This is a genomic window from Priestia sp. FSL H7-0729, assembly GCF_038005685.1.
Taxonomy (GTDB): Bacteria; Bacillota; Bacilli; order Paenibacillales; family Paenibacillaceae; genus Paenibacillus.
This window is the reverse complement of the sequence record NZ_JBBOTQ010000014.1, coordinates 1-25398: the sequence shown is the minus strand read 5'-3', so window position 1 is coordinate 25398 and position 25398 is coordinate 1. Positions and strand designations below refer to the sequence as shown.

General features: G+C 48.7%; 24 protein-coding genes. 17 read left to right on the top strand and 7 right to left on the bottom strand.

Annotated features, from left to right (window positions below; genetic code table 11):
• Nucleotides 1–31: 31 nt before the first annotated feature.
• From MHH93_RS23505 to MHH93_RS23480, 6 genes are all read right to left on the bottom strand, one after another.
• Entirely contained in the window at nucleotides 32–979 is a 948-nt protein-coding gene (locus MHH93_RS23505) for a TetR/AcrR family transcriptional regulator (protein WP_500055990.1), read from the bottom strand.
• Nucleotides 980–1194: 215 nt separating this feature from the next.
• The gene (locus MHH93_RS23500) at nucleotides 1195–1326 is read right to left on the bottom strand and encodes a hypothetical protein (RefSeq protein WP_500055989.1); all 132 of its coding nucleotides are present in this window, start codon (nucleotides 1324–1326) and stop codon (nucleotides 1195–1197) included.
• A gap of 231 nt (nucleotides 1327–1557) precedes the next feature.
• The gene (locus MHH93_RS23495; protein ID WP_062836933.1) at nucleotides 1558–1872 is read right to left on the bottom strand and encodes a DMT family transporter; all 315 of its coding nucleotides are present in this window, start codon (nucleotides 1870–1872) and stop codon (nucleotides 1558–1560) included.
• A complete protein-coding gene (locus MHH93_RS23490; protein WP_017691902.1) occupies nucleotides 1872–2213 on the bottom strand; it encodes a DMT family transporter in 342 nt (113 codons plus the stop codon). The genes MHH93_RS23495 and MHH93_RS23490 overlap by 1 nt, the downstream gene beginning before the upstream one ends.
• Nucleotides 2210–2833: a TetR/AcrR family transcriptional regulator gene (locus MHH93_RS23485; RefSeq protein WP_500055988.1), complete on the bottom strand. Its 624-nt coding sequence runs from the start codon at nucleotides 2831–2833 to the stop codon at nucleotides 2210–2212. Before MHH93_RS23485 ends, MHH93_RS23490 begins: the two co-directional genes overlap by 4 nt.
• A 124-nt stretch (nucleotides 2834–2957) precedes the next feature.
• Nucleotides 2958–4433, bottom strand: a complete 1476-nt coding sequence (locus MHH93_RS23480; protein ID WP_500055987.1) for a phospholipase D family protein — start codon at nucleotides 4431–4433, stop codon at nucleotides 2958–2960.
• Nucleotides 4434–4701: 268 nt separating this feature from the next.
• Between MHH93_RS23480 and MHH93_RS23475 the strand changes: the two genes are divergently transcribed.
• The 9 genes from MHH93_RS23475 (at nucleotide 4702) to fni (ending at nucleotide 15200) form a co-directional block, all read left to right on the top strand.
• Nucleotides 4702–5649: a MerR family transcriptional regulator gene (locus MHH93_RS23475; protein ID WP_500055986.1), complete on the top strand. Its 948-nt coding sequence runs from the start codon at nucleotides 4702–4704 to the stop codon at nucleotides 5647–5649.
• 264 nt (nucleotides 5650–5913) lie between these two features.
• Nucleotides 5914–7464 carry a phytoene desaturase family protein gene (locus MHH93_RS23470; protein ID WP_500055985.1) on the top strand — a complete coding sequence of 517 codons (1551 nt, stop codon included), beginning with the start codon at nucleotides 5914–5916 and terminating at the stop codon, nucleotides 7462–7464.
• Entirely contained in the window at nucleotides 7461–8924 is a 1464-nt protein-coding gene (locus tag MHH93_RS23465) for a phytoene desaturase family protein (protein ID WP_500055984.1), read from the top strand. Before MHH93_RS23470 ends, MHH93_RS23465 begins: the two co-directional genes overlap by 4 nt.
• Nucleotides 8921–9793, top strand: a complete 873-nt coding sequence (locus MHH93_RS23460) for a phytoene/squalene synthase family protein (protein WP_500055983.1) — start codon at nucleotides 8921–8923, stop codon at nucleotides 9791–9793. The genes MHH93_RS23465 and MHH93_RS23460 overlap by 4 nt, the downstream gene beginning before the upstream one ends.
• On the top strand, nucleotides 9793–10560 hold the full coding sequence (locus tag MHH93_RS23455) for a carotenoid biosynthesis protein (protein WP_500055982.1): 768 nt from the start codon (nucleotides 9793–9795) through the stop codon (nucleotides 10558–10560). The genes MHH93_RS23460 and MHH93_RS23455 overlap by 1 nt, the downstream gene beginning before the upstream one ends.
• Nucleotides 10529–11290, top strand: coding sequence for a lysophospholipid acyltransferase family protein (locus MHH93_RS23450; protein WP_500055981.1), 762 nt, complete (start codon nucleotides 10529–10531; stop codon nucleotides 11288–11290). Before MHH93_RS23455 ends, MHH93_RS23450 begins: the two co-directional genes overlap by 32 nt.
• 1 nt (nucleotide 11291) lies before the next feature.
• A complete protein-coding gene (locus MHH93_RS23445) occupies nucleotides 11292–12440 on the top strand; it encodes a glycosyltransferase family 2 protein (RefSeq protein WP_500055980.1) in 1149 nt (382 codons plus the stop codon).
• Nucleotides 12437–13918, top strand: a complete 1482-nt coding sequence (locus MHH93_RS23440) for a phytoene desaturase family protein (RefSeq protein ID WP_500055979.1) — start codon at nucleotides 12437–12439, stop codon at nucleotides 13916–13918. The genes MHH93_RS23445 and MHH93_RS23440 overlap by 4 nt, the downstream gene beginning before the upstream one ends.
• A gap of 214 nt (nucleotides 13919–14132) precedes the next feature.
• Nucleotides 14133–15200, top strand: a complete 1068-nt coding sequence (gene fni / locus MHH93_RS23435; RefSeq protein WP_500055978.1) for a type 2 isopentenyl-diphosphate Delta-isomerase — start codon at nucleotides 14133–14135, stop codon at nucleotides 15198–15200.
• Between the two features lie 288 nt (nucleotides 15201–15488).
• Here the strand turns inward: fni and MHH93_RS23430 are convergent, their stop codons facing one another.
• Nucleotides 15489–15920 carry a hypothetical protein gene (locus MHH93_RS23430; RefSeq protein WP_500055977.1) on the bottom strand — a complete coding sequence of 144 codons (432 nt, stop codon included), beginning with the start codon at nucleotides 15918–15920 and terminating at the stop codon, nucleotides 15489–15491.
• A gap of 212 nt (nucleotides 15921–16132) precedes the next feature.
• On the opposite strand from MHH93_RS23430, the gene MHH93_RS23425 reads away from it, so the two are divergent.
• From MHH93_RS23425 to MHH93_RS23390, 8 genes are all read left to right on the top strand, one after another.
• The gene (locus tag MHH93_RS23425) at nucleotides 16133–16603 is read left to right on the top strand and encodes a GNAT family N-acetyltransferase (protein ID WP_500055976.1); all 471 of its coding nucleotides are present in this window, start codon (nucleotides 16133–16135) and stop codon (nucleotides 16601–16603) included.
• Between the two features lie 121 nt (nucleotides 16604–16724).
• Nucleotides 16725–17825 (top strand): redox-regulated ATPase YchF, encoded by a 1101-nt coding sequence (gene ychF, locus MHH93_RS23420; RefSeq protein ID WP_500055975.1) that lies wholly within the window; start codon nucleotides 16725–16727, stop codon nucleotides 17823–17825.
• Nucleotides 17826–18350: 525 nt separating this feature from the next.
• Nucleotides 18351–19418, top strand: coding sequence for a peptide chain release factor 1 (gene prfA, locus MHH93_RS23415; protein WP_062836950.1), 1068 nt, complete (start codon nucleotides 18351–18353; stop codon nucleotides 19416–19418).
• 24 nt (nucleotides 19419–19442) lie between these two features.
• Nucleotides 19443–20327 carry a peptide chain release factor N(5)-glutamine methyltransferase gene (gene prmC, locus MHH93_RS23410; RefSeq protein WP_500056050.1) on the top strand — a complete coding sequence of 295 codons (885 nt, stop codon included), beginning with the start codon at nucleotides 19443–19445 and terminating at the stop codon, nucleotides 20325–20327.
• An 85-nt stretch (nucleotides 20328–20412) separates the two neighbouring features.
• Complete coding sequence (locus MHH93_RS23405; RefSeq protein ID WP_091012935.1) at nucleotides 20413–21633, top strand: FtsW/RodA/SpoVE family cell cycle protein; 1221 nt, start codon at nucleotides 20413–20415, stop codon at nucleotides 21631–21633.
• Between the two features lie 271 nt (nucleotides 21634–21904).
• Complete coding sequence (locus tag MHH93_RS23400; RefSeq protein ID WP_500055974.1) at nucleotides 21905–23125, top strand: FtsW/RodA/SpoVE family cell cycle protein; 1221 nt, start codon at nucleotides 21905–21907, stop codon at nucleotides 23123–23125.
• 491 nt (nucleotides 23126–23616) lie between these two features.
• Nucleotides 23617–24276 (top strand): stage II sporulation protein R, encoded by a 660-nt coding sequence (gene spoIIR / locus MHH93_RS23395; protein ID WP_500055973.1) that lies wholly within the window; start codon nucleotides 23617–23619, stop codon nucleotides 24274–24276.
• Nucleotides 24277–24569: 293 nt separating this feature from the next.
• Nucleotides 24570–25398, top strand: an 829-nt coding sequence (locus MHH93_RS23390) for an L-threonylcarbamoyladenylate synthase (RefSeq protein WP_500056049.1), incomplete at its 3' end; no start/stop codon positions are given.

The following is a 25398-nucleotide window of genomic DNA, read 5'->3' as shown; positions in this document are numbered from 1 at the left end:
GATGGTTTCTTCTCCTCTCTGTTTCTCCTGTTTATGTGTGTGACGAGTCAGCTTGGATGAACCGGTTATACATGGCATCCAAAATATGCTGAAGCTCGGAATGCAAGGCTTGAATGGCAGTTACGTTCTCCAGATTGTGCATCATGCCCAAAATAATGGCACGGCGCGGCGTGAATTCCATCATCTCCTGCCTGAGAATGGCAATGGTTTCAAGTGCATCATTCTTCGGTTGCCCTGGTGGCAAATCGGAGGCGGCGATATCCTGCATTTGTTTGATGATATGAATTGGGTGTCGCATCACCGTGGAATCTGGTTGGGCCTCGGTAATCCAGGCAGGCCATTCCTCCAGAGGAATCAAAGGTTCAGGTCGCTGGTTAAGAAATCCATGTGCGGCATAGTCCATCATTTGCAGCAAGTTTGCTGCCATTTTGGTAACGGTAAGAGATGGCATCTCTGTAAACCAGATTTTCACGTAGGAGAGGAACAGTCCGTGTGTCAACAAAATAAGATCAATCGTATAAGGTTCAATCTCCGGTCCATACTGCTCTTCCAACTTATCTTTAAACCAATGTAAGGTGCGGATCTCCAAGTCTCTTTGCAACGGATTGCATTGTTCCTTGCGATGTTGCTCATCATCCATCATCATGCTGCGCATCTGTACCCGCAAAAATTCCTTGAATTCGGCTACATGAATGAGCAGTGTTTCGATCTGCTTGTGCAGGCGTTCTCGCGAGGAGAGGCTAGCTTCATGCTCAATCTGCGTCATCTCGTCCATTAGCGTGTACATGCAGTACTCCAGCGTACTGGCTTCTAATTCCTCTTTGGATTTGAACATGATATAAAGGCTGCCTTTGGACATCCCGCATAGTTCAGCAATCTCTTGCATGGAGGTTGCAGCACTGCCTTTGGACGAGAATAGCTTGAGTGCTGTAGTAACGATGAGTTTTTTCTTCTCATTCATTTCATGTATTGGGTTCATTAACGATCCATTCACCTCATCAGGGAACTTGTGAGTTCTTGAATTGACTTTAAGGTCAAACCAAGTATAAACGATCTGGATAAAGGAATTCAAATGGGAGTAAATTGGAAATTTAATATGGAGGAAAGAGGATGATCAAAGGGAAAAAGAACAACATGTAACAAGGTGTAGCCTGTATGTACGACGATTGGGTATTTCTATCTAGAACGTTTAAGTTAGGCTCCTCCAGTGAAGGCGTACAAAGCGAGTATAATTATGGCGACTAGAGCGATGAGATAGAAGATGGCCATGCCGATCAGAAGGGTATACCCTGTATAAGAGCCCATGCGTGCTAATAATTTTTTCATGATTACGACATCCTTTCTTACGTGGCAGAGTATAAAGAGGTTCCCTATTTATATCATATCCCAAAAAAGACGACTTCCTGATCGAAGTCGTCTTTTTTATATTACAGAATTTAATAGATATCATAATGGAAGCTTATCCCTCTTCAAAGGGGATCAAAGAAATCTGGGGATAACAGCGATCGGAAAGTGGTACTGCAATCGGAGATATAGAGTGTAATTCAGTTCGTTCCATTATGTGATCAGTTTCAAACCAACGGCTGCCACCAAAATCATCGCGATAAACAGAATACGCTTCGCTTCTTTCCGTTCACCGAACAGGAACATGCCTGTTAACGTACTGCCGACCGTCCCGATCCCCGTCCACACCGCATACGCTGTGCCCATGGGAATGGACGTCATGGCGTAGGATAACAGCGAGAAGCTGAACACAAACGATACTAACATCAGGACGATATAAGGCCATCCTTTGCGAGTAGAAGCACCATTAATACCGATCACGCCGAAAATTTCACATATCCCTGCACCTACAATTGCCATCCAAGCCATTATACTGCACCTCCTTTGGCTTCTTGCTGATCGGTAACCAGCTTCAGTCCAATTACGCCGCAGAGCAACAATCCAATGAGCAATACTTTGGCCAAGCGGAACGGTTCGCCGAACAGGACCATTTCCGTAAGGACGGTACCTGCCGTACCAATCCCCGTAAAGACGGCGTACACCGTACCGACAGGCAGTCTTTTGGAAGCAGCAATGATCAGTCCAAAGCTGATCACGATGGCAATCCCCGTCAAAGTCCACTCCCAGGCATTCGAGGCATGTTTCAGCCCGCTTACCCAGACAATCTCAATAATGCCACCAATAAATACATATAACCAGTTGCGGTTCATGATGTTGAATCTCCTTCCGGCACAACACTTCGTGCCTCTTCGTTCAGATGATGAATGCCATGCCAGAAGACAGGCCAAGCTGCTTCCAACCGTCTCTTGTACCGACGGGAACTTCCATAAATGATCTCCACGGTAATCCCGTCGAGAAACGTCATGAATGCAATAGCGGCCTGTTCCGCAGGAATGGGCGGAATATCTCCAAGACGCATTGCCCGTTGCAGCAAACGAGTCAACACACGTTCCATACCATCGATAAACGGATACACCAGATCCATCACTTCGCTATACAGGGAAAGTGGTGGGTAGAAACAATTGCGCAGCATCAAGCGAGCAGAGGCGTGTGCATTGTATTCTTGTTCGAACCAGATCAGCAAGCCCTTCAGCCTCTGCTCCAATGGCAGATCCTCATGATCACGGAAATATTCGAGCGTGTGCCGTGTTACTTCGTGAAAAGCAAACGCCAGGGTGTGCAAAAACAAATCATCCTTGCAGCTGAAATGTGCATATATGGACGGTTTTTTAATCCCGACTTCATCAGCTATAGCTCGCAGTGAAGCCCCCTCATAGCCATCTCTGGCAAAATGGAACAGGGCTGCATCGCGAATGGATTGTGCAGTCATCAGATCACCTTCCTAACGGTCGTTAGGTAATTATATTTTCACACTTCACATCACCTGTCAAGATGAAAATATCCGCCTGTACACGAGAGTACAGGCGGATATCAGGTATGAATGTGGTTTCTAATCAAAAGGTCGTAAGACCCAGAATCAGCTGCAGTTTATATAGGATACCTTTCAAGAACGTGGTCTTCTCCTGAAATTCATCCAGGTTCAACGTGAACTCGGCATCATCATTATTCCAAATACGCTCAAAATAATTCGCGATATCGCGAGTGAACTTATTGTCTGGAGGTGCAGCAACCCATAGATCATTCTCCAGATTGTAGTCATTCATGTTTCGGGGGGTGAAGTTGGTTGAACCGCCAAGCACGATATGATCTCCGGTTGCTTTGGCAATATAGATCATCTTGGTGTGGTATTGCTCTTTGGTGGTATTATACCAGCGGATCTGTATTTTACCGTTGGATTTATCATGCAATTCGGCAGCGACAGGACGGTTCGGAATACCGATCTTTTCCTGACCAAAGGCATTTTCATTTGGATCAAGTACAAGCCGGATCTCGGTTCCCCGTTCCGATGCTTCGAGCAGGGCTTCCAATACTTTTGGAGAGGCCACATAGAACATGCCCATCCATAAGGTGTCACCTTTGCCAGTCTGATTGATCTCATGGAGAACAGCGTCATTCACCTTGCCTTCAGTTAAATAGCGTATTCGCAAATCTCCCGTGTTGGAATCTGTGGAAGGCGCTGTGTAGGCAGGAACCTGACCTCCGCCGGAGATATCCAGTACAGCTTGTTCTGACTGAAGAATATCTCCAATGACTGGACCTGTTACTTCAAAGGCAATGTTCGAGTGGTAGGCACTCGCATCATGGATATTGCCTGAAGAGACAATGGCTTTCTTTTCACTAACGACAACTTTACGATGGTTTGCCTTCACATTAAGCAGTTTGAGATAAGAACGCACAGTGACATCCGGACCATCCGTTGCCATCAAGTTCTTGATCCAGCCGTCTCCGGATTGGCCGAACCATTGGAAGAAGGTCCGCCAGACCGCAGAGTATACCGGAGTTGAATCACGCAGGGGGTCAACATCCGTGACGACCACGTTAATGCCTGCTTGTGTCATTTGTTCCAGCAACGGATTGGGTGCTGAGTTATAGTTGGTATTTACTTCATCTGTAATGAACCAGATGTCCATATCAGGATGCTGATTTTTTTTGGCGACCAGAGCTTCGGTAAATTCAGTACTCACGGGAGGAAAGTTCTGCCCCTTGTGTTGATAATTATTGAACAGGAACATATCCACCAGGACAAACTGCTCTGCTTCCTCCACAATCTGCATCATGCGCTGGAAGATCTGCTGTTCATGCTGCATCTGACCATCGGAAGAAGGATACGTGAGATCATGCAGAAAATCGACTTGATCCACACGATACTCCGGACTTTCGTAGGAAATACCCGGTGGTAGTGGTTTATATGTCTGATAGAGCATGACGGCGATGAGCCATAGGGCCAATAGGGCAAGCCCTGTTCGTATGTATGGAAATTTGCCGCGTGAAGACTTGCGGTCTGATGTATGGCGGCGCAATGAGACCAACGGTGGACTCCCCCTTCTGTACTTTACTGAGTTCTATTACCACACGGATGATAACGTTGACGCAGGATAACCCGGCAGAATAACGAATGTAGCCGTAAAATGCAAATAGCAAAATTGTCAGGAGGCAATCGACAGGTGTCTGAGCGTTGTGTATAATGAGTGTATTATTTTTGTAGAACGTTAGAGTTTTCATATGCCTGACAAGGACGGGGAACCAATGATATAACCTGTGATATCTGGACATTTAGGAAAGAAAGTGGGTAATAAGGTGTATTCCATCAAACAAGTCGCAGCCATGCTCGGTATCAGGGCAGTAACAATCCGGGCTTGGGAGAATCGGTATAGTGCGGTCACCCCTGAGCGGACAGAATCGGGTTATCGAATGTATACCGAAGAGAATGTTGCGGATCTGCGCTGGTTGAAAGAACAGGTAGAAGTACATCAGACCAATATCTCGGAAGCGGTACGGATGTTAAAACTAAACAAATTGAACGCACCCGAGGAGGCTGTACATATTCCGATCATGGCTCCGGTGCCTACGATGGAAGAAGCCTACGCACGCATGGCAGATCAGATCTATGACTCGCTCTACAACTTTCAGGGTGAACGTGCTAATGGTCTGATTGATTTTGGTTTCACCATGTACGGGTACGACTCGATGTTCTATCACGTGCTGGTGCCTATCCTGGTTCGAGTTGGAGATGCATGGGAGCAAGGCAGGGCTTCGGTGGCTCAGGAACACTTCATGACTCAGCTGATTTCACAGCGGTTTTATCAGTTTTTCCATCTGTTCCCGATCTATCCGCATCTGCCCAAAGTTCTGGCGTTGTGTCCGGAAGGGGAGCACCATCAGGTTGGATTGCTGCTGTTCTCTCTTTTTATGCGGAAAAATGGAGCTGAAGTACTGTATCTCGGTGCGAACACGCCAGAAGAAGGCATTTTCCCGATTATCCGGGAGCAAAAGATCAAGTTGGTCTGCCTCTCGATCACAAGTCCGGGGCTTCTTGAACGGTGTGATCAGCTTATCGACAGAATTAAAAACGAGTTCCCGCATATTCGCTTTGTATTGGGTGGGAAGGGCTATGAACGTGCAGAACATGCTCGTTACCCGCAATGGATCATGCCAGAGGATTCAGCAGATTGGCAGTCATGGATAGAGCGTGAATATCTAGCGGATCGGCCATCTGGTGTGAGTTTCGGACAGGCTAATAATTAACATAATCTCGTAAAATATGAATAGGTTATTGTATACAGGACATCCTTTGACGAAAGTGATCAAGGGATGTTTTTTGCGTTTATAAATGGAGTATCCTCGTAATTTGACCCGTTGGTCATATTTTAGTTTACAAGGTCGTATAATATTTGTATTATATTTGTATAATGTTTTTGCTGTTACCCGCTTGAAGTGTTCTTGGGCGGTTTAATAATAGGTTAGGGGCTAGAGAACTATAGGAATTCCCTACATAGAGAGGTGAGTGGCATGATACCGAATCAACAACGCAAACGTGCAGCTGTTATTGGCGCGGGTCCGGGTGGACTTGCAGCAGCGATGTTATTGTCCGGTCAGGGGTACGAAGTAGATGTATATGAGAAACAGCCAGTCATCGGGGGGCGTTCTGCCAGATTGGAACTGGGTGAATATCGATTCGACCGGGGCGCTACATTTTTGATGATGCCTCAGCTGATTGAAGAGATGTTCGACGTGGTGGGGCGCAAGTTATCCGATTATGTGCATATGAAAGAGTTAACCCCACTGTACGCACTGAACTTTGGTGACAAGGTGTTCACACCTTCTCGTAATCGGGAAGATACAGCTGCACAGATTAAGGAATTATTCCCGGGCAATGAGGACAATTACCTTCGGTTCATGCAAGAAGAAGAAGTGAAATTTGGCAAAGTCATGCCTTTGCTCCGTCGTCCATTTGGCAAGCTGACGGACTATTTACGAAAAGATGCGGTAACCGCTCTACCTAAGCTTGATGTCCACAACACGGTCTATGGGATCTTGTCCCGCTATTTTACCGATGAGCGTTTACGCTGGGCATTTACATTCCAATCCAAATACCTTGGCATGTCTGCCTGGGATTGTCCGGGTACCTTTACCATACTATCGTTCATCGAGCATCACTACGGATTGTTCCACCCCATTGGCGGTGTGAATCGAATCTTCCAGGCCATGGCTGATGTTGTGGAAGAATACGGAGGGCGAATACATACTTCCACCCCGGTGAAACAGGTCATCGTTCGCAATGGTCGTGCAGAAGGTGTGTTGCTGGAGAACGGTGAACGCATCGAAGCGGATCATGTGGTAGTGAACGCTGACTTCGCACATGCGGTGAACCATCTGTTCGAACCGGGCGTACTTAAGAAATATACCCCTGAGAAAATGAAGCGCAAAAAGTACTCCTGCTCTACAGCGATGCTGTACCTGGGTGTTGATGGTGAAGTGGATATGCCGCATCACTCGATCTATTTTCCCGAGGACTACCGGTTGAACGTTGATGAGATTACGAAGCACAAAATGTTATCAGCCGACCCATCTCTATATATTCATAACCCTTCCAGACTCGATTCGACGCTGGCACCGGAAGGAAAATCTGCTTTATATGTTCTGATGCCTACGCCTAACCTTACCGCAGATATCGATTGGGAAGCAGAACGTGAGAATGTACAGGAGGCCATGATGAAACGCATGGAAGGCATTCCTGAGCTGGCCGACATTCGCAGCCGGATTGAAGAATGTATGCTTTTCACTCCACTCGATTGGGAGAATGAACTGGATGTGTATCGCGGAGCAACATTTAATATGGCACATAATTTGGGTCAGATGATGTACCTGCGCCCCCACAACCAGTTTGAAGAGTTAAAAAGTGTATGGCTGGTAGGCGGCGGGACACATCCGGGCAGCGGATTGCCAACGATCTTTGAGTCGGCTCGAATCAGCGTGAGGCTGATCCAGGAAGAGGATGCCAGAACAAGTTCCAAGCCATCCTCTTACGTGAAGACGGCAGAAGCCGGAGGGCACTCATGAAACGGGCCGCCATTGTAGGGGCAGGAATTGGTGGACTTACTTCGGCATTGTTGTTGAATCGCCAAGGGTGGGATGTCACCGTGTATGAACGGGGTTCCCGCGTTGGCGGACGTATTGGATATGAGCAGGATGGGGAGTATCGGATCGATCAGGGACCAACCATTGTGCTTTTGCCGGAGATGTTACTTGGCATATTGGAGGAGGCGGGCGTAGATCGTTCGAAGATTGAGCTGCTTCGCTGTGATCCGCTATACAGAGTGCATTACCACAGTGGTCGTGTCATGACCAAGATGACCTCACGTGAAGAACAGACGGCGGAGATTGAACGCTTGTTCCCGGGAGAGAGCCGGGGATTCACAAGATTCATGAAAGATATGGATACGTTGTTTCCGGCAGGCCGGGCAGCGTTTCTGGAAAGGGCTTTTCCGCGCAAAAGGGATTTCTTCACACCCTCTCTCATGTCACTCATGGGCAGATTGCGTGCACACAAAAGTGTCCGGAAAGCGGTAGGCGATTATTTTCAGCATGAGGAATTGCTCGACGCGTACTCGCTACAAAGTCTATACATCGGTGGATCCCCGTTCGGGACGCCAGGCATCTATTCCCTGCTTCCCTATGCAGAGCATGAATATGGGATCTGGATGGTCAAAGGCGGATATGCAGCATTGCCGGCCATTCTGGAACAGGAACTGATAGCTCGAGGTGGACGTGTCGTGCTGAATTCGGAAGTTACCGGGCTCACCATTAAAAATGGTGTATGTGAAGGTATAGAAACGGCAGCAGGAGCAGAAAATGTGGATGCAGTTATCTACAATGGTGATTTCCCCCATTTATCAGGTTTGCTTGGTCAAGCACCAGAGGTAGTGCGCAAAAGAAAGCCGTATCGTCCCTCTTCCGGATGTGTATTGCTCTATGTGGGCGTGGACAAAACCTGGGAAGATACGACGACACACCAGTTTTTCTTGCCACCGAGTCTTGAAGGCAGTTTACAGGAAGTGTTCAATCAGCGGCGTATTCCGGCAAAGTCGTCATTTTACGTATTTAATCCGGTCGCATTGGATGAGACAGCAGCGCCTCAAGGACAGAGTGTATTATATTTCCTCATTCCGGTACCCGATGCCGAAGGTGTCGATTGGGATCAGGAGAGCGAAGCTTTGGCAGAACGGGTACTGGAAGAAGCAGAGCAACGAGGATTCCCGGGACTTCGTGCAGCGATCAAGTGGAAAAAGGTACGTACACCCGCTGACGCTGAGCGAGACGGGCTCTATGGGGGCGGAAGCTTTGGAATTGCGCCAGTATTGTTCCAGTCCGGTGTATATCGACCGCAACCCAAACCATTCCCGAATATAAAGGGATTATATGCCGCAGGAGCATCTGTACATCCTGGAGGCGGAGTGCCAATTGTGATGCAGAGTGCACGTATGGCTGTCAATCAACTTATGAAGGAGATGGGAACATGAATGAAGCAATTTTAAACAGGTGTGAAGAGTTGATGCAAAAGGGTTCTTCATCTTTTTATCAGGCTTTTAGAGGTCTGCCAAGTCCGCGCCGTGAAGCGGTATATGTCATTTATGCCTTCTGCCGCATGATTGATGACAGTGTAGACGAGCCGGAACATTCACCCTATACGATTCACGAAATTCATGATTTGTTTGATCGGCTAGACGATGCGGAAGGACACTTTATCTGGCCAGCACTGAGATGGTTGTTCAGCAGTTTCCCTCATCTGGATAAGGGACCATTCTTCCGACAGATGGAAGGGCAGCTCACAGATCTTAAAGTAACGCATTATACAACGATGCAGGAACTGGAGCATTATTGTTATCTGGTAGCCGGAACCGTAGGTGAGATGTTGTTGCCTGTACTGCGGGATGATAACGGCGCAGAAGTAGCCGTGAATGGGATTGCCTTGGGTAAAGGGATGCAGATCGTTAATATTATTCGGGATGTTGGTGAAGATCGTGCCAGAGTGCGCCGATATGTTCCGCTGGAGATCATGGAGAAGCATGGTTACACCGAGCAGGACTTTGAAGACGGAATCGTGGACGAACGTTTTATTGCCATTGTTCATGAATTAAAAGCGGCAGCATTGAACTGGTTCCGTATTGGCATGGATCGTCTGGATACGTACCCAACGGAAAGTGCGTTTTCCATCGAGCTGGCAGCAGCCTTCTACTCCACCATTCTACACGCGGTTGAGCGCAACGACTATGACGTATATACCAAACGGGCATACGTTAGTGATGAGTTGAAACTGGAGATGCTGGGTGCGATTGTAAAACGTTACCCAATGCTGGCCTATCAAGCCTCCCGAACGGCGGTATCCTGATGATCCAGTGGCTTTACTGGGCGTGGTATGTCATTGGAGCAACCTTAATGCTGACGATCGGCGTGCCGGATGTATTGTCCTTCTCCAATGGTCTATTCTTAATCTTCTATGCGTTGTATGTGCTGGATCTGATCTATCAGCGGCGTAATCGGACAGGTCTGTCCGACCAGTCAGTCATCTGGCTGAAACCCGGACTCTGGATATCCTCTGTAATTATCTGGCTTGGAGGTATGGGCGTAGAGTGGGTAGGAGTGCATACGCATTGGCCCTTTGGTGAGTATGCTTACTCAGACTTCTTCGGGATTCATCTGTTCAGTGTGCCAGTTACACTGGGTTTCGCCTGGATCGCAGTGGTGGGTAACTCGGCGCTGTTAAGTGGCGGGGGTTCAACTTGGACTGGCAGATTGCTTCGAGCAGTGAAGACCGGGTTCTGGGCGATTGTGCTCGATCTGGTACTCGACCCAGTTGCGCATGCGAGAGGATTTTGGGAGTGGCAGGCTCCGGGTGGATTCTACGGTGTCCCGTGGACCAATTACATAAGCTGGTTTATCATGGGTGCATTCCTGTCCCTCTTCCTTCCGGCCATGCCTAATGACCGTAGCTCATTGCTACGTGCAAAATGGCTGTATCAGCTGTTTATTCTTCTGTTCGGCCTACTTGCTCTAAAGGAAGGGATTACAGGCAGCTTTATCATCGCCATTGCTGGTGTGCTTCTTGCCGAAGGGAGCTGGCTCTATGATTCGCGCCGTAAAATCAAAACCGTTTAATCGGATTTTTGCCTTATACAATCACTATTATCTGCTGCGTCGGCGCTTCCGCTCATTCACGCTATCGGGGTCACTGGACCCGCAGGTTGATATCAGGGACAACTCCCCGATTGATCCTAATCGTCCGGTGATCTACTTCATGAACCACAGCTCCTGGTGGGATGGTCTGCTGCTCTATCATGCGGCCAGGAAGACATCGCGGGGAGACCATTATGTGATGATGGAGGAGCAACAGCTCCAGCAATATGCTTTTTTTCGTAAACTAGGTGCGTATTCAATCAATAAAGAGAGTGCGTCCGGTATTCGGACCTCTCTACAGTACACCAGTGAACTGCTGGATTCGGGCAAAAGAGTCTGGATATTTCCGCAAGGAGAAATATTGCATCAGGAGGCGAGACCGATTCGGTTCCGTCCAGGCATCGGACTATTGCTTCGTCGCTCTACGAATGCCATTGCCGTACCGGTAACCTTGTGCCATGGAATGGTTCAGCATGATCTACCGGAAATCTCGATGCTGGCAGGCCCGCCTGTAATGGAAGACTGGAAGGCATGGAAGAGTGAAGAGATTGCCTCCAGACTTGGCCATGTGCTGGAACGGCAGTTAGACGATCACAGATCAGAGCTTGTTCAGCTGGGGCAGGGAAGTTTGCCAGATGCGCTTCCGCTGATTCGTCATGTACGTTCGACAAGTGAAAAATACGATGCCACGCGAAAGCGGGTGAACCGTTAGGATGAATACATCTGAAATCTTCTGGATGGTGCTTACATGTATATTGGGAATACAACTGTTGTTCGCTCTATGGAACGTCTCCTGTCTGCCCAAAGTACGTTCATTCCGAGCAGATAAGATACAACCACCGGACCTGCTGGTCTCGGTGCTGATTCCGGCCAGAAATGAAAGACTACATATCGAAGGATGTCTTGAAAGTGTGCTCGCGAGTGATACAACGGGATTCCGGATGGAAGTATTGGTGCTGGATGATCGCTCTGAAGATGAGACAGCGGCCATGGTCCAGGCAATCGCGGAGCGTGATGCACGTGTGCGACTGCTGCAAGGCGTTGATCTTCCCGAGGGCTGGATGGGGAAATCCCATGCGTGTCACAGGCTGGTTCAGGAGGCCGAAGGAGAATGGTATATGTTCGTGGATGCGGATGTTCGTCTCGAGCCAAGTGCCATTCGGCAGACTCTGGCAGCAGGGTGTGAGCAAGGGGGCGGGTTGGTAACCGGTTTTCCTTATCAGGTAACAAAGACGTGGATGGAGAAGCTTGTCGTACCGATGATGGTCTTTACCATTATCAGTCATCTGCCCATTTTTATGATACGTAGATCATCCAGTCCGATGTTTGTGGCCGCTACGGGGGCTTTTTTGCTGATTCATCGCTCCAGTTACGAAGTATCCGGTGGTCATGCTGCCATTCAGGCCCATCTGGTAGATGACATGAGTCTAGCCAAGGCGGTCAAGCGTGCAGGTCATCCGGTGATGCTGACTGACGTGCATGACGTAACGAATACCCGCATGTATCAGAACGGTGCAGAAGTATGGAATGGATACAAGAAAAACATGTACGAAGGTATGGGTCGCAAAGACGTACTGCTGCTGGGCACGATGTTGATGTATACACTGATGTATATTGTGCCTCCGCTGGGCTTGATTATTGGACTCCTTATGGGTAGTTCGATGTCCATTCTGTATGGATTAATAGGAACTTTATTAGGTATGGCTGTGAAAAGAGTAGCGGATCATGCTGGCGGACAACCCTGGTGGCTTGCCCTTCTGCAATCGGTCAGCATGGCCTGTGTCATTGCCATCGGACTTGCTTCCTGGCAGGCAGGCCGCTCCGGCAAGGGGTATGTATGGAAAGGTAGGCGGTACAGTTGAGAGGTAACGTCATTATTGTAGGTGCGGGATTCGGAGGTCTGTCGTGTGCGATACGCCTGGCCTCACAAGGTGTGCAGGTGACCATTCTGGAACGGCAGGAACATGTAGGTGGCAAGCTGCAGCAGATTGTGCGGGACGGGTATCATTTTGACCGGGGACCGAGCACGATCACGATGCCATCGACCTTTCGATCCGTCTTCGACCATGCAGGTGTAGCGATGGAAGATTACGTACAGTTATATGAATTAGAACCGCGTACGCGTAATGTATTTGCAGATGGCACGGTAGTAGATTTGTCAGGCAATCGCGGGTGGATGAAAGAGCAGATCACAGCGTACAGTCCGGAGGATGCGGCTCGTTATGATGCGTTTATGGATGAGTCTGCTGCACTGTATGCGGAAGCCAATCGTCATTTTCTCGGTAAGCTCTTGCTGTCTCCTTCTGACAAATACAATCTTCAGATGCTGCGCAGTCTGCTCCGCGTGCGGCCAACGGTGAAGCTGGATAAGCTGCTGCGGTCGTATTTCCAGCATCCGCATACGCTGGCTATGTTCGGGCGGTACGCAACCTATGTGGGATCATCGCCGTATCAATCACCTTCGATCTTTGCCATGATGGGTCATGTGGAAGCAGAAGTGGGCATCTACGGAGTTAAAGGTGGAACCTATCAACTAATCGAAGGCATGACTCGGTTGGCACAGGAAAAAGGCGTGCAGATCATTACCGGCATAGAGGTCCGGCAGATTGTTATCCAGAATGGCAAAGTGGCAGGCGTGGATACGGATCAAGGCTTCCGTGAAGCCGATCAGGTGGTTGCCAATGGAGATGTGCTTAGCGTGAATCGACTGCTGCTCGCACCGGAACACCGGAAAGAGATGAGCGATACCCGCATACGGAAGTATGAGCCATCCATCTCGGGATTTGTGACGCTGGCAGGTGTGCAAAAGCAATATGATGCACTGCTGCACCATACCGTCTTTTTCCCGGAACGGTATGAACCGGAGTTCAACCATATTTTCCGTGACCGTAAAATGCCCGAAGATCCCACGATCTACATCTGTTATTCCGGTTATTCCGAAGCGGGCATGGCCCCAGCGGGAGCCAGTAATCTGTTCATTCTGGTTAATGCCCCCTACTTGTCAGATTCATGGAATTGGGAGCAGCAGACGGAACGTTACGGGGAGTTTGTATTGGAACAGTTAGCGGTGCGAGGGATTACCGGGCTGAACCAATCCGATGTGCTGATCCGATACACACCGCGAGATATCGAACGGGATACTTTGGCGCATCAAGGATCGATCTACGGCATCTCGTCCAACTCCGTAAAGCAGACCTTCATGCGACCAGGCAACAGAAGCAAAGATGTCCAAGGACTTTGGTACGTCGGCGGTACCACCCACCCTGGAGGGGGAACTCCGATTGTTACATTGTCCGGACAGCTTGTTGGTGAGCAACTGGCATCGGAAATTTTGAGCTAAGTAGGCACAAGATAGTGGTGCTCCGAGATTTAAGACATTTGAGGTCGGGGCATCCTTTCAATAGGTGGATTGGAACGTTATACTGGATAGAGTTAATTTGTAATGCTCATAGGATTGATGTTTTTGTCTTTTGCAAAAGACGTATATACATAGAAGCAAGGAACGGGCAGGTTATCCTGTCGATCCGCACGATTCTCACATAGGAGGTCTCATCATGAATGAACAAGAGCGAGCCGGCGAACGGCTGCTTCCCGAAGTGGCTACGGGAGAACGGAAGCTGGAACACGTGCGCCTCTGTCTTGAGGAGAATGTGGCAGGAGAAGGGGTAACCAGCGGTATGGAGCGGTATGCGTTTCGTCATCACCCACTGCCGGAGCTGGATTTTGAAGAGGTGCATCTGGAGACTTCGTTTATTGGCAAAAAAGTACGCACACCCTTGCTCATCAGTTCGATGACGGGTGGAAGCAAAACAACGGGCGCCATCAATGAGCGCCTCGCCCGTGTAGCGAACGCCAGAGGCTGGGCGCTCGGCGTAGGTTCAATACGGGCTGCCGTGGAACAGCCAGAACTGGCAAGTACCTTCGATGTGCGGCGCTGGGCATTGGACATCCCGGTCATTGCCAACCTGGGTGCAGTGCAGCTGAACTATGGGTTCACCACAGCTGATTTCCAACGTGCGGTAGATATTGCGGGTGCGGACATGCTCGTGCTTCACCTGAACACGTTGCAGGAAGTTTTTCAGCCCGAAGGCAATACCAACTTCAGTGGATTATTTCAACGGATTGAAAACTTGTGTCGTGAGTTAGATGTGCCTGTTGGCGTAAAAGAAGTAGGCTTTGGCATCGATGGCTTGACGGCTCAACGCCTATATGAAGCGGGTGTCGCATTTATCGATGTAGCTGGTGCTGGTGGTACAAGCTGGGTGCAGGTAGAGAAGTATCGTAACAACAACCCGGTACGCCGGGCGGCAGCTGAAGCTTTTGCGGACTGGGGCATTCCCACATCGGAGTGTATTCAGGAAGTGCGAGCGCTGAATCCCGCGGGTGCTTTAATTGGCAGTGGCGGACTGTACACAGGCGTGGACGCAGCCAAAGCCCTCGCGCTCGGTGCGGACTTGGCTGGTTTTGGCCGATCTCTACTCGAATCCGCGGTCGCTTCGGATGATGCGCTGAATGAGCGGCTGGAACAGGTCGAATTCGAGTTGCGTACCGTGATGTTCGGCATTGGCGCAGGTCGGATTGAAGATTTGAAACAGACGGAGCGACTGGTGGAACGGCGGTAGATAAAACCAGAGATTACGTCTTGTTGAACAGCCTTGACTTGTGAGCGGCGTATTCGCTGAGTCTGATGTAGCAAGGTGCGCTAACGAACCTGTAAGATCTTATTTGGCGATTTAGGCGTTAGTTAGGAATCTAACGAATCCTACACACGTTAATGGGATAGAAAACAGCGATTTACAGCAGATGACGCCAATGAAAGAGTGGTTCGCTTAGTGGATATCAAAAGAGACGATAGCCGAATATGCAATCTTCCTAAAGGGGGATTGCATATTTTTTTAGATAATACCCTTTTACATACATTCCTCTTTCACGGTGACATTATCATTGGTTACCGTAACGTAGGAGTTACCAGATAAGTATTCCGTATAACCGCAAACCATTTTGTTATAGGTTTTACCGCGGCTGTCCGTAAACTCTAGGGAGACGGTCCCCTCTCCGGAAAGTTTCAGCTGTGGAGCGAATTTCACTTTTGCTCCGCTGGGAATATCCTCTTTGAACAGGTAGGTGGAGCCACTCTCGTTGGTATTATACGAGTCGCCTTGGGCCAGGCTAGTCTGAATATTGGTGAGATTATAATCGGACTGATTGTGGATTGTGATTCTCAAGTGGCGAAAGGGATCGACTGCATTCAGAAAACTCATAAAAGCGATGATGATGATTCCGAGTAAGATGGCGGACAAGATAATGATTTTCTTTTTGGAGAATCGGCGACGTGTGTTCAATATAATGCACTCCTTTCCTATGAGGTATAAACGACGGGAGGAGATCAAAAGTTATAGATAAAATGGATACATATGAAAATTGGAGTTCAAATCGTCAGAATTACTTCATGCGCCAAGCGGGAGAACAGGATACAATAAGATACTAGCAGTGCAAAAAGGACTGCACAGGGATCCTACATAATGAAGATCACTCAAAATAAGGAGGGGAATAAATGGAAATTTCTCCAATGAATCAGGAAGATTATGCGAGTTTTTGCATTCGATCGATTAAGGATTTTGCACAGGAAAAAGTAGAAGCAGGCACTTGGGCGGAGGAAGAGGCGCAGCAACTGGCCGAGGAATCTTATGAACGTTATCTGCCAGAAGGTTTGAACACACCCGGAGCATATCTCTACAATCTAGTGCATCCTGTGGACGGAAATGTGGGGTATATCTGGTTTAACATCACGGATAATCGTCGTGGCAAAGATGCATTTTTGTTAGACATTGTGGTTGAAGAAGCACACCGCGGTAAAGGGTATGGAACAGAGACGATGGAGGCGCTTGAACAGACGGCCTTGAGTCTTGGCGTGGATCGCATCGGTTTGCATGTGTTTGGACATAATGTGCGGGCGAGCAGCCTGTATCGCAAGATGGGATATGAGGTAACGGATCTGACGATGTACAAGGAAATCAAAGGGTAAACCAATAGTGGATGGGACTCTGGTCGAATTGGCGAAGTTCCTTGATGCCTTGAGGTTTGTCATATATAATGTATAGGATTATCCATACCGAACAAGTAATCAATGAGGAGTTGTCATATACATGGCTTTGAAAGCTGGAATCGTGGGTCTGCCGAACGTTGGTAAATCTACATTGTTTAACGCAATTACACAAGCAGGTGCCGAATCGGCAAACTATCCGTTCTGTACAATTGACCCTAACGTGGGGATCGTTGAAGTACCCGATGAGCGTTTGGACAAATTGACAGAACTCGTTGTACCTAAGAAAACAGTACCAACAGCGTTTGAGTTTGTAGATATCGCTGGTCTTGTTCGCGGTGCGAGCAAAGGCGAAGGTCTGGGTAACAAGTTCCTTGCCCACATTCGTGAAGTAGATGCAATTGTACACGTGGTACGTTGCTTTGTAGATGAGAACATCACACACGTCGATGGCAAAATTGACCCGGTAAGTGACATCCAGACCATCAATCTGGAGCTGATCCTGGCCGATATCGAGAGTGTTGAGAAGAAAATCGATCGCTCCAAGAAAAACATGAAGGGCGGCAACAAGTCTGCCTCTCAAGAAGTAGAAGTGCTGGAGAGAGTGAAGGCTGTTCTGTACGATGACAAGCCGGCACGCAGCATGGAACTTACAGATGACGAGCTTCTGATCATCCGCGATCTGCACTTGCTTACCCTGAAGCCTGTTCTGTACGCAGCCAATGTAGCTGAGGGCGAAATCGGCGACGTGGCGAACAATGCTTACGTGCAAAAAGTAAGAGAATTCGCAGCTGCTGAAAATGCAGAAGTTGTGCCCATCAGTGCGAAGGTTGAAGAAGAGATCTCCGAGCTGGAAGGCGAAGATAAACAAATGTTCCTGGAAGAACTCGGTATCGAGGATTCCGGTCTGAACCTGTTGATCAAAGCAGCTTACAAATTGCTCGGTCTGTACACATACTTCACAGCAGGTGTGCAGGAAGTTCGTGCGTGGACGATCCGTAAAGGCACCAAAGCGCCAGGCGCAGCGGGTGTGATCCACACGGATTTCGAGCGCGGATTCATCCGTGCAGAAGTTGTTTCCTACGACGATCTGGTTGCAGCGGGTTCCATGAACGGTGCCAAAGAGCGCGGACAACTTCGTCTTGAAGGTAAAGAGTACGTTGTAAATGACGGCGACGTTATGCACTTCCGTTTCAACGTATAATTCCTAAACCGTTCACTATGGTTTAAAAAATGGTTATAGCAGCCCTGTTATCTTCTTTGGAAGATAACAGGGCTTTTTATGTTTTTGATCGCTATATGTTGTGTACAAGTACTGGATTGATCGCACGTAGTGGATATAATAAAAGGAAAAGGCACAATCCGAGATATGTAAAATAGAAATATTTTTGTATTGCGCGTCGATCAGTTACTATTCAGAACCATAAGAATATGCTATAATTAAGAGTCGTATACCACGTTAAAATTCGCGCTGTAACCGATGAGCTGAAGCGAGTTTCATACAGGGTACACGATTTCTTGATATCACTTTAAAAGTAAAGGATTTGATGACGTTGTAGCGAGGTTATACGTCGATCATACATGAATGTGAATACATGCTGCGGTCAGGGGATTCAGTGAGAATCCTGTGCGTTGTGGAATATAGATTATAGATGTAATGAATGTTGAATTGAAATATTTATTGAAAACGATATTTGCATGGACAAAATAATGCGTGAGGTGACTATACATGTTGGATAAATTACAGGCGTTAGCCGACCGTTATGACAAGTTGAGCGAGCTTTTGTGTGACCCGGATGTAGCAAGCGACAACAAAAAATTGCGTGAATATTCCAAGGAACAATCCGATCTGCAACCGACTTATGAAGCGTACAATGAGTACAAACAGGTAAGTGAGGATCTTGAAGCAGCCAAGGAAATGCAGGGCGAAAAACTGGATGATGAGATGCGCGAAATGGTCAAAATGGAAATTGACGAACTGAGCACTCGCCAGAAAGAATTGGATGAATTGATTCGTGTACTCATGTTGCCGAAAGATCCGAATGACGACAAAAACGTTATTGTTGAGATTCGCGGAGCAGCTGGTGGAGATGAAGCAGCGTTGTTTGCAGCAGATCTGTACCGTATGTACACTCGTTATGCAGATGCACAGGGCTGGCGTGTAGAGCTGATGGACGTTAACACGAATGATCTCGGTGGATTCAAAGAGGTTGTTTTCCTGATCAACGGACGCGGCGCATACAGCAAAATGAAATACGAAAGCGGCGCACACCGTGTACAACGTATTCCAACAACCGAGTCTGGCGGACGTATTCATACGTCAACTTCAACGGTTGCGGTTATGCCTGAAGCCGAAGATTTTGATATCGAAATTCACGATAAAGACATCCGTGTTGATACTTTCTGTTCCAGTGGTGCCGGTGGACAATCGGTTAATACCACAAAATCGGCAGTGCGGGTAACGCACGTTCCAACGGGAATCGTTGCGACATGTCAGGATGGAAAATCACAGAACTCCAACAAAGAAAAAGCGTTGCAGGTTCTGCGTACACGTATCTTCGATATGAAACGGATGGAAGAGGAAGCGAAGATTTCCGTTGAGCGGAAAAGTAAAGTGGGAACAGGCGACCGTAGTGAGCGTATTCGTACGTACAACTTCCCGCAGAGCCGTGTGACGGATCACCGTATCGGTCTGACGATGCACAAGCTGGATCAGATCATGAACGGGGAGATTGAAGATATCTTGTCTGCACTGACGATTGCTCAGCAGACTGAGTTGATGGATAGAGGAGAATAATCTGTGACCCGCGCGCAGTTTGTCATGACGCCGGAACAGAGCTGTCGGGAAGCCTTCGTGGAGGCTTCCTCTTTTTTGGAGAAGTGCGGCGTGTACGAGCCGCAAAACAATGCTCGGCTGCTGCTGGAACATGTACTCGGCGTTTATGGCGCCGCGTACTACATGATGCAGCCGGAGCTTTTTCCCAGCGAGCATCGCAGCCGCTGGGAGGACGCCGTCACGCGCAAGGCTGCGGGTGAGCCGGCGCAATACATTATCGGTAGCCAGGAATTCTATGGGCTGCCGTTCGAGGTCACGCCGGCCGTGCTGATTCCGCGGCCGGAGACCGAGCTGTTGGTCGAGGCTGTGCTGCGCGAAGCCGACCGCGTGTTTCCTGACGGCGCTCCGTTCGCCGTCGATATTGGTACGGGCAGTGGCGCCATCGCAGTGACGATGGCTTCACTACGCCCGCGTTGGCAGGTCGGCGCCGGGGATCTCTCGGCAGCTGCCCTGCAAGTGGCCGCGCGGAACGCGGCTGCGAACGGGGTACAGATCGACTTCCGTGAAGGCGATCTGCTGGCCCCGTTCGCGGGGGCACGGGTGGACATCCTGGTGTCCAACCCACCATACATCCCGGCGGCGGATATCGCCGGGTTGCAGCAAGAGGTGCGCGATCATGAGCCGCGCATGGCACTGGACGGCGGTCCGGACGGGCTTGCACCGTACCGTATCATGCTGGAGCAACTGTCGCTGCTGCCTGCGCCGCCGCAGATTATTGGTTTTGAGCTGGGCCAGGGGCAGGCTCGCGACATCGCGGCTCTGCTTGAATCGGCGGGACATTGGCCGGAAATGTTCATTGTACCGGACCTTGCCGGAATCGAGCGGCATGTCCTGGGTATTCGTACTTCGGAACAGGTGACGAAAATGTAAGGTTCCGCGGGTTTTCTTTTTACCGTGAAATCCTCTACAATGAGATATACCGAAGATTTCTGAATGCTTGGGGGAACATAATTACATGCTGCACAAATTTAAAAAGATAGACTATTCTATCGTGTTTATACTTGTTATTCTGATGGTTATCAGTATTCTGTCGATTTACAGTACAACGTTTGGTCGTCCGAAGCTGGAGGGACTCCCGAAAAGTGCAGTGATCTTTTATATTTTGGGATTCATCGTCTTTTTTGGAATGTCGATGATCAACTATAAATTCATAATCAAAAATTATTTATATATCTATGGCGTCGGTATGTTACTGCTCATTTTCGTAATGTTCTTTGGTAAAGAGTATTACGGTGCAAAAGGTTGGCTGTCCATCTTCGGGGTCAGTTTGCAACCGGCTGAGTTGTTCAAGCTATGTCTGATTGTGTTTTTGTCGGCCTTTTTGGCCCGAAAGAAGAATCGTCCGCTCTATTTCGGACGTGATGTTATTCCAATCTCACTCTGCGTCCTGCCGCCATTACTACTCGTATTGCTTCAAAATGACTTGGGAAATGCGTTAAGTTATGTTGTCATTCTTGTGGGCCTGTTATGGATCGGCAACATTAAATTCACGCATGCCCTCATTGGTTTTATTATTGCTGTGGCTACTTTTATTGGTGGAACACAGGCATATATTCATTATCATGATGAGATTGTTAAATTTCTGAATGACATTGGACGTTCGCACTGGGCGGATCGTTTTGACCCCTGGCTTGTACCAGAGCTGACTTCAAGAGATGTACTCTGGCAGACGTACAATGCAAAGCTAGCCATAGGTTCTGGCGGTATTACGGGCAAAGGGTATATGGAGGGCACGACGATTCAGTCGAATCGGGTGCCGCTGGCCTACGCTGACTCCATCTTTGTTCAGATTGGTGAGGAGTTCGGTTTCATCGGTGCCTCGGTATTGCTTCTTCTGTACTTTATCCTGATACACAGGCTGGTGCTGATTGCACTGGAGTGTAAGGATCGTGCGGGACCATATCTAATTGTAGGTATTATAGCGATGCTGCTCTACCAGATCTTTGTTAATATTGGCCCATTCATTGGTCTGATGCCACTGACAGGGATCACGCTGCCATTTATCAGTTCGGGCGGTACCTCCATTATGCTCAACATGATCAGTATGGGGATTGTGATGAGTATCAAGGTTCACACGGAAGAGAACGAGGATATTCTCGGCTCTTCGGAACAACCGAGTATTACCGATCTGGTGATGAAAGTACTGAGACGCAAGCCATCCCAGCAAGAGCAATAACGCTCTCGAATCAAACCGTGAACTAGCACGTCAGATTTATGTATATAAGCTAGATAACTATAGAACCCTGGAACAGATCAGCCCAAGTCACATTGGGGTGGATGTTTTGGGGTTTTTATTGTTTTTAGTGTGGGAGACAGGCCGTTGAATGGTTGAATAGTCATCCTGAAAAGATCCAGATTTCCATTTTATTATCCAATTATATACAATGGTAATATTGAGTTCAATTGGAAATCATAGATTACTAGATTTCAGGGGGATGGACGGAGTCATGTTGAGAATGTTGAAAAAGATGGATGGTGTGATTCTCTTTGTAATGCTGTTGCTTATGATTATTAGTGTATTTGCGATTTACAGCGGAACGCAGACAGATGCCAACTTGGCGAATCACCATGTCAAAACAATTTATTTCTATGTGGCCGGGTTCGTTGCGGTGCTTGTGATCGGGCTTGTGAATTACAAGTTATACGTGAAATATGCGTTTTATTTGTATGGGTTGGGGATTATACTGCTGATTCTGGCCAATGTCCTAGGAAGTTCGATCAATAACGCCAATGGCTGGCTGAAGCTGGGCGACAATTTTTCTTTTCAACCGGCAGAGCTGTTCAAGATGATTCTAATTCTGTTCCTCGCCCATTTGATTGTGAAGAGACAACGGGGTACGCTGAAATTTTGGAGAGATATTGTGCCGATTGGTTGCTGGGCGTTTATTCCGTTTGCCCTGGTTATGGCTCAGAATGATTTGGGAAATGCGCTGGGGTACGTGGTGATTCTGGCTGCGGTATTCTGGATCGGCAATATGAGGCTGAAGCACGCATTGATTGCGCTGGCGATTGTAGGCGTGGCGTTTTTTGGCTTTGTTAAAGCCTATACGTTCTACCATGATGAAGTTTTTACATTTCTTGAAAAGGTAAAACGGGAGCATTGGGCCGAGCGAATTGATCCCTGGCTTGTACCGGAAAAGGCTACATCCAAAGCCTCCTGGCATACAAAAAATGCTGGTTTAGCCATCGGTTCAGGGGGCATCATCGGCAAAGGATATTTGCAAGGAACATCCGTTCAGAGTGGACGAGTTCCCTATACGTATTCTGATTCCATTTTTGTCGTGATCGCAGAGGAGTTTGGCTTTGTCGGTGCATCCGTATTGATTCTGCTGTACTTTATTCTGATCCACCGTATGGTGCTGATTGCTCTGAGTTGCAGAGATCGCGCGGGACCGGTCATCATTGTAGGTATTATCGGAATGTTGTTGTATCAGGTGTTCGAGAATGTAGGGGCATTCCTCGGACTGATGCCGCTCACAGGGATTACGTTACCTTTCATCAGTTACGGTGGCACCTCTTTGCTCATTAATATGGCTTGTATTGGGGTGGTCATGAGCATTAAGTTGTATGGACAGGAAGAGGAGGATGAACTTCTCACCGGGGAGCAGCCACCCCGGGTGTCGGAACGTTTATGGAATATGCTCAAGAAAGAGAAAAGTGCTGTGTAACTGTTGAGTTGGTGTAGTGAAAAAGTAAAGCGGTATAGCGTTTAACGGAATTGTTCATTGTTCGGAGAAATGAAGAGGTTGATTTGCCCTGTAACCAGGTGCAGATCAGCCTTTTTAACATGTTGGTGAGCGGCGCTAACGAACCTGACACGTCTTATTCGGGGATTTGAAGTGCGTGGAGAAAGCTAAAGAATCTGAGACACGTTATATCAGCATAAACAGCCTTTTGCAGCGTGTTGATCAGATGATTTTGGGGAATAACGTGTCTCGTGTTTCTTAAAATTTCAAAAGAAGACCTTTGGGCCGAATAAGACGTCCTTGGTTCCTTAGAATATCGACTGGTCATTCGAGAGTCATTCGCCAGGGTTAGTCGGCAAAGACTCTAGTAGATTAATTGCAAATGCTAGGTTTACTTTCGTCTCTCCCGGGCATACTGATAGACATGAGAGAGTTGCAGGTCGCGTGATCAGAGAGCCGAGGGGGAGAACAGAATGAACAGACGAATTGTTAAGCAAGTTGGACTTATTATTGTATGTCTTATGATGATTATCATGATGTGGGAAGGTCAGAAAACGGATGCAGCTGTGGCGGCCACAGCCATTCCTGAACAATCGATTCGCTTACGTATTCTAGCAAACTCGGATGCACCGGGCGATCAATTGGTGAAACGCGAGATTCGGGATGCTGTCGTTGCTCAGATGGGCGAGTGGGTAGCTGAACTGGAGAATCCGCAAAGTCTGGATGAAGCGCGCAAGGTCATTCGTGAGCATTTGTCCGAGATTGAAAATAGAGTCGGAGAAGAGCTAACGAGTCGTGGCTTGCATTATGCCTATCAGGTGGAGCTGGGTTCTGTTCCCTTCCCGACCAAATTATATGGGGGCACCGTCTATCCTGCGGGAGATTATGAAGCGGTTCGGATCACGCTGGGCGAGGGCAAAGGGCAGAACTGGTGGTGTGTGTTGTTCCCGCCGCTGTGTTTCATTGATGCAGGGACCGGGGATGCACTGGCAAAACCTTCGACCGTATCGGCCGCAGCGGCTGAACCTGGAGATGCCGAGGCATCTGTACAGGGAGATACACCGGAGGCAAGATTCTTTCTATGGGATATGGCTGTGAAACTGTGGAGTTGGGTAACAAGTTTGTTCGCATAACAACGTATTTATACTATGATTAAGGGCGACTTCGATTTAGGGAGCTGCCCTTTTGATATGAATGGGTGGCGAAGTTACAGGGAGACTCATGCGTGGAGTGAAGCGTGAAGGGCATCCGAGGCGGGATAGGTATGTTATAATTACTTATATTGAATATGGATATTGAAACGAAGTAAACGAGATGTGCCTGGAGTGTAAGGTGGATTTCTTACATGCACAAGCAACCTATTATGATGTTTAGGAATGATGGATATATGAATAGAGAGAACGAACAAGTGCAATTCACCTCAGAAATGGGAAATGACATGGATTCTCACGACAAGGGAACTCCAGCAGAGATGGTTACTGCGAATTGGGATGTGCGCGTTTTGGTGAACGCTGATCATTATTATGAATTGGGTAATATTGAATTAGCGGATGTGAAAAAGGGGAGCGCCCATCAAAGGGCGCTCGACGACTTGCAGGCTGCGGCAGCCTGCCTTCGTCAAGGTCAGACGGTAGCCTTTCCGACCGAGACGGTCTACGGCCTGGGTGCGGATGCGCGTAGCACAGCAGCCGTGGAGGCTGTATTTGTCGCCAAAGGCCGACCTTCCGACAATCCACTGATTGTGCATATCGCGCACCGGGACCAGTTGGATGCGCTGGTCACGGAAGTGAACGAAACAGCGGAAGCGCTGATGGCGGCTTTTTGGCCGGGACCGCTAACGCTGGTGTTGCCGGTTAGGAAGGGGGCGGTGTCTCCACGGGTCACCGCTGGTCTGGACACGGTGGCTGTGCGCATGCCGGACCATCCGGTGGCCTTGCAGTTGATCGCGGCGGCGGCATGCCCTGTGGCTGCGCCAAGCGCCAACCGCTCCGGGCGGCCAAGCCCGACACTCGCGTCTCATGTGCGCGAGGATCTGGATGGCCGCATCGGCGGCATCGTGGACGGCGGCCCCACCGGGGTGGGCGTCGAGTCCACGGTGGTGCAGGTCGGTGACGACGGTACCGTCACCATCCTGCGCCCTGGCGGCATTACGGCGGAACAGTTGTCCGCCGTTGCCGCCCGTGTCGCCACGGACCCCGCGCTACTCGCGGAGGGATCCCCTGGCGTTGGCAGCCCGGCGCCGCGCTCGCCGGGCA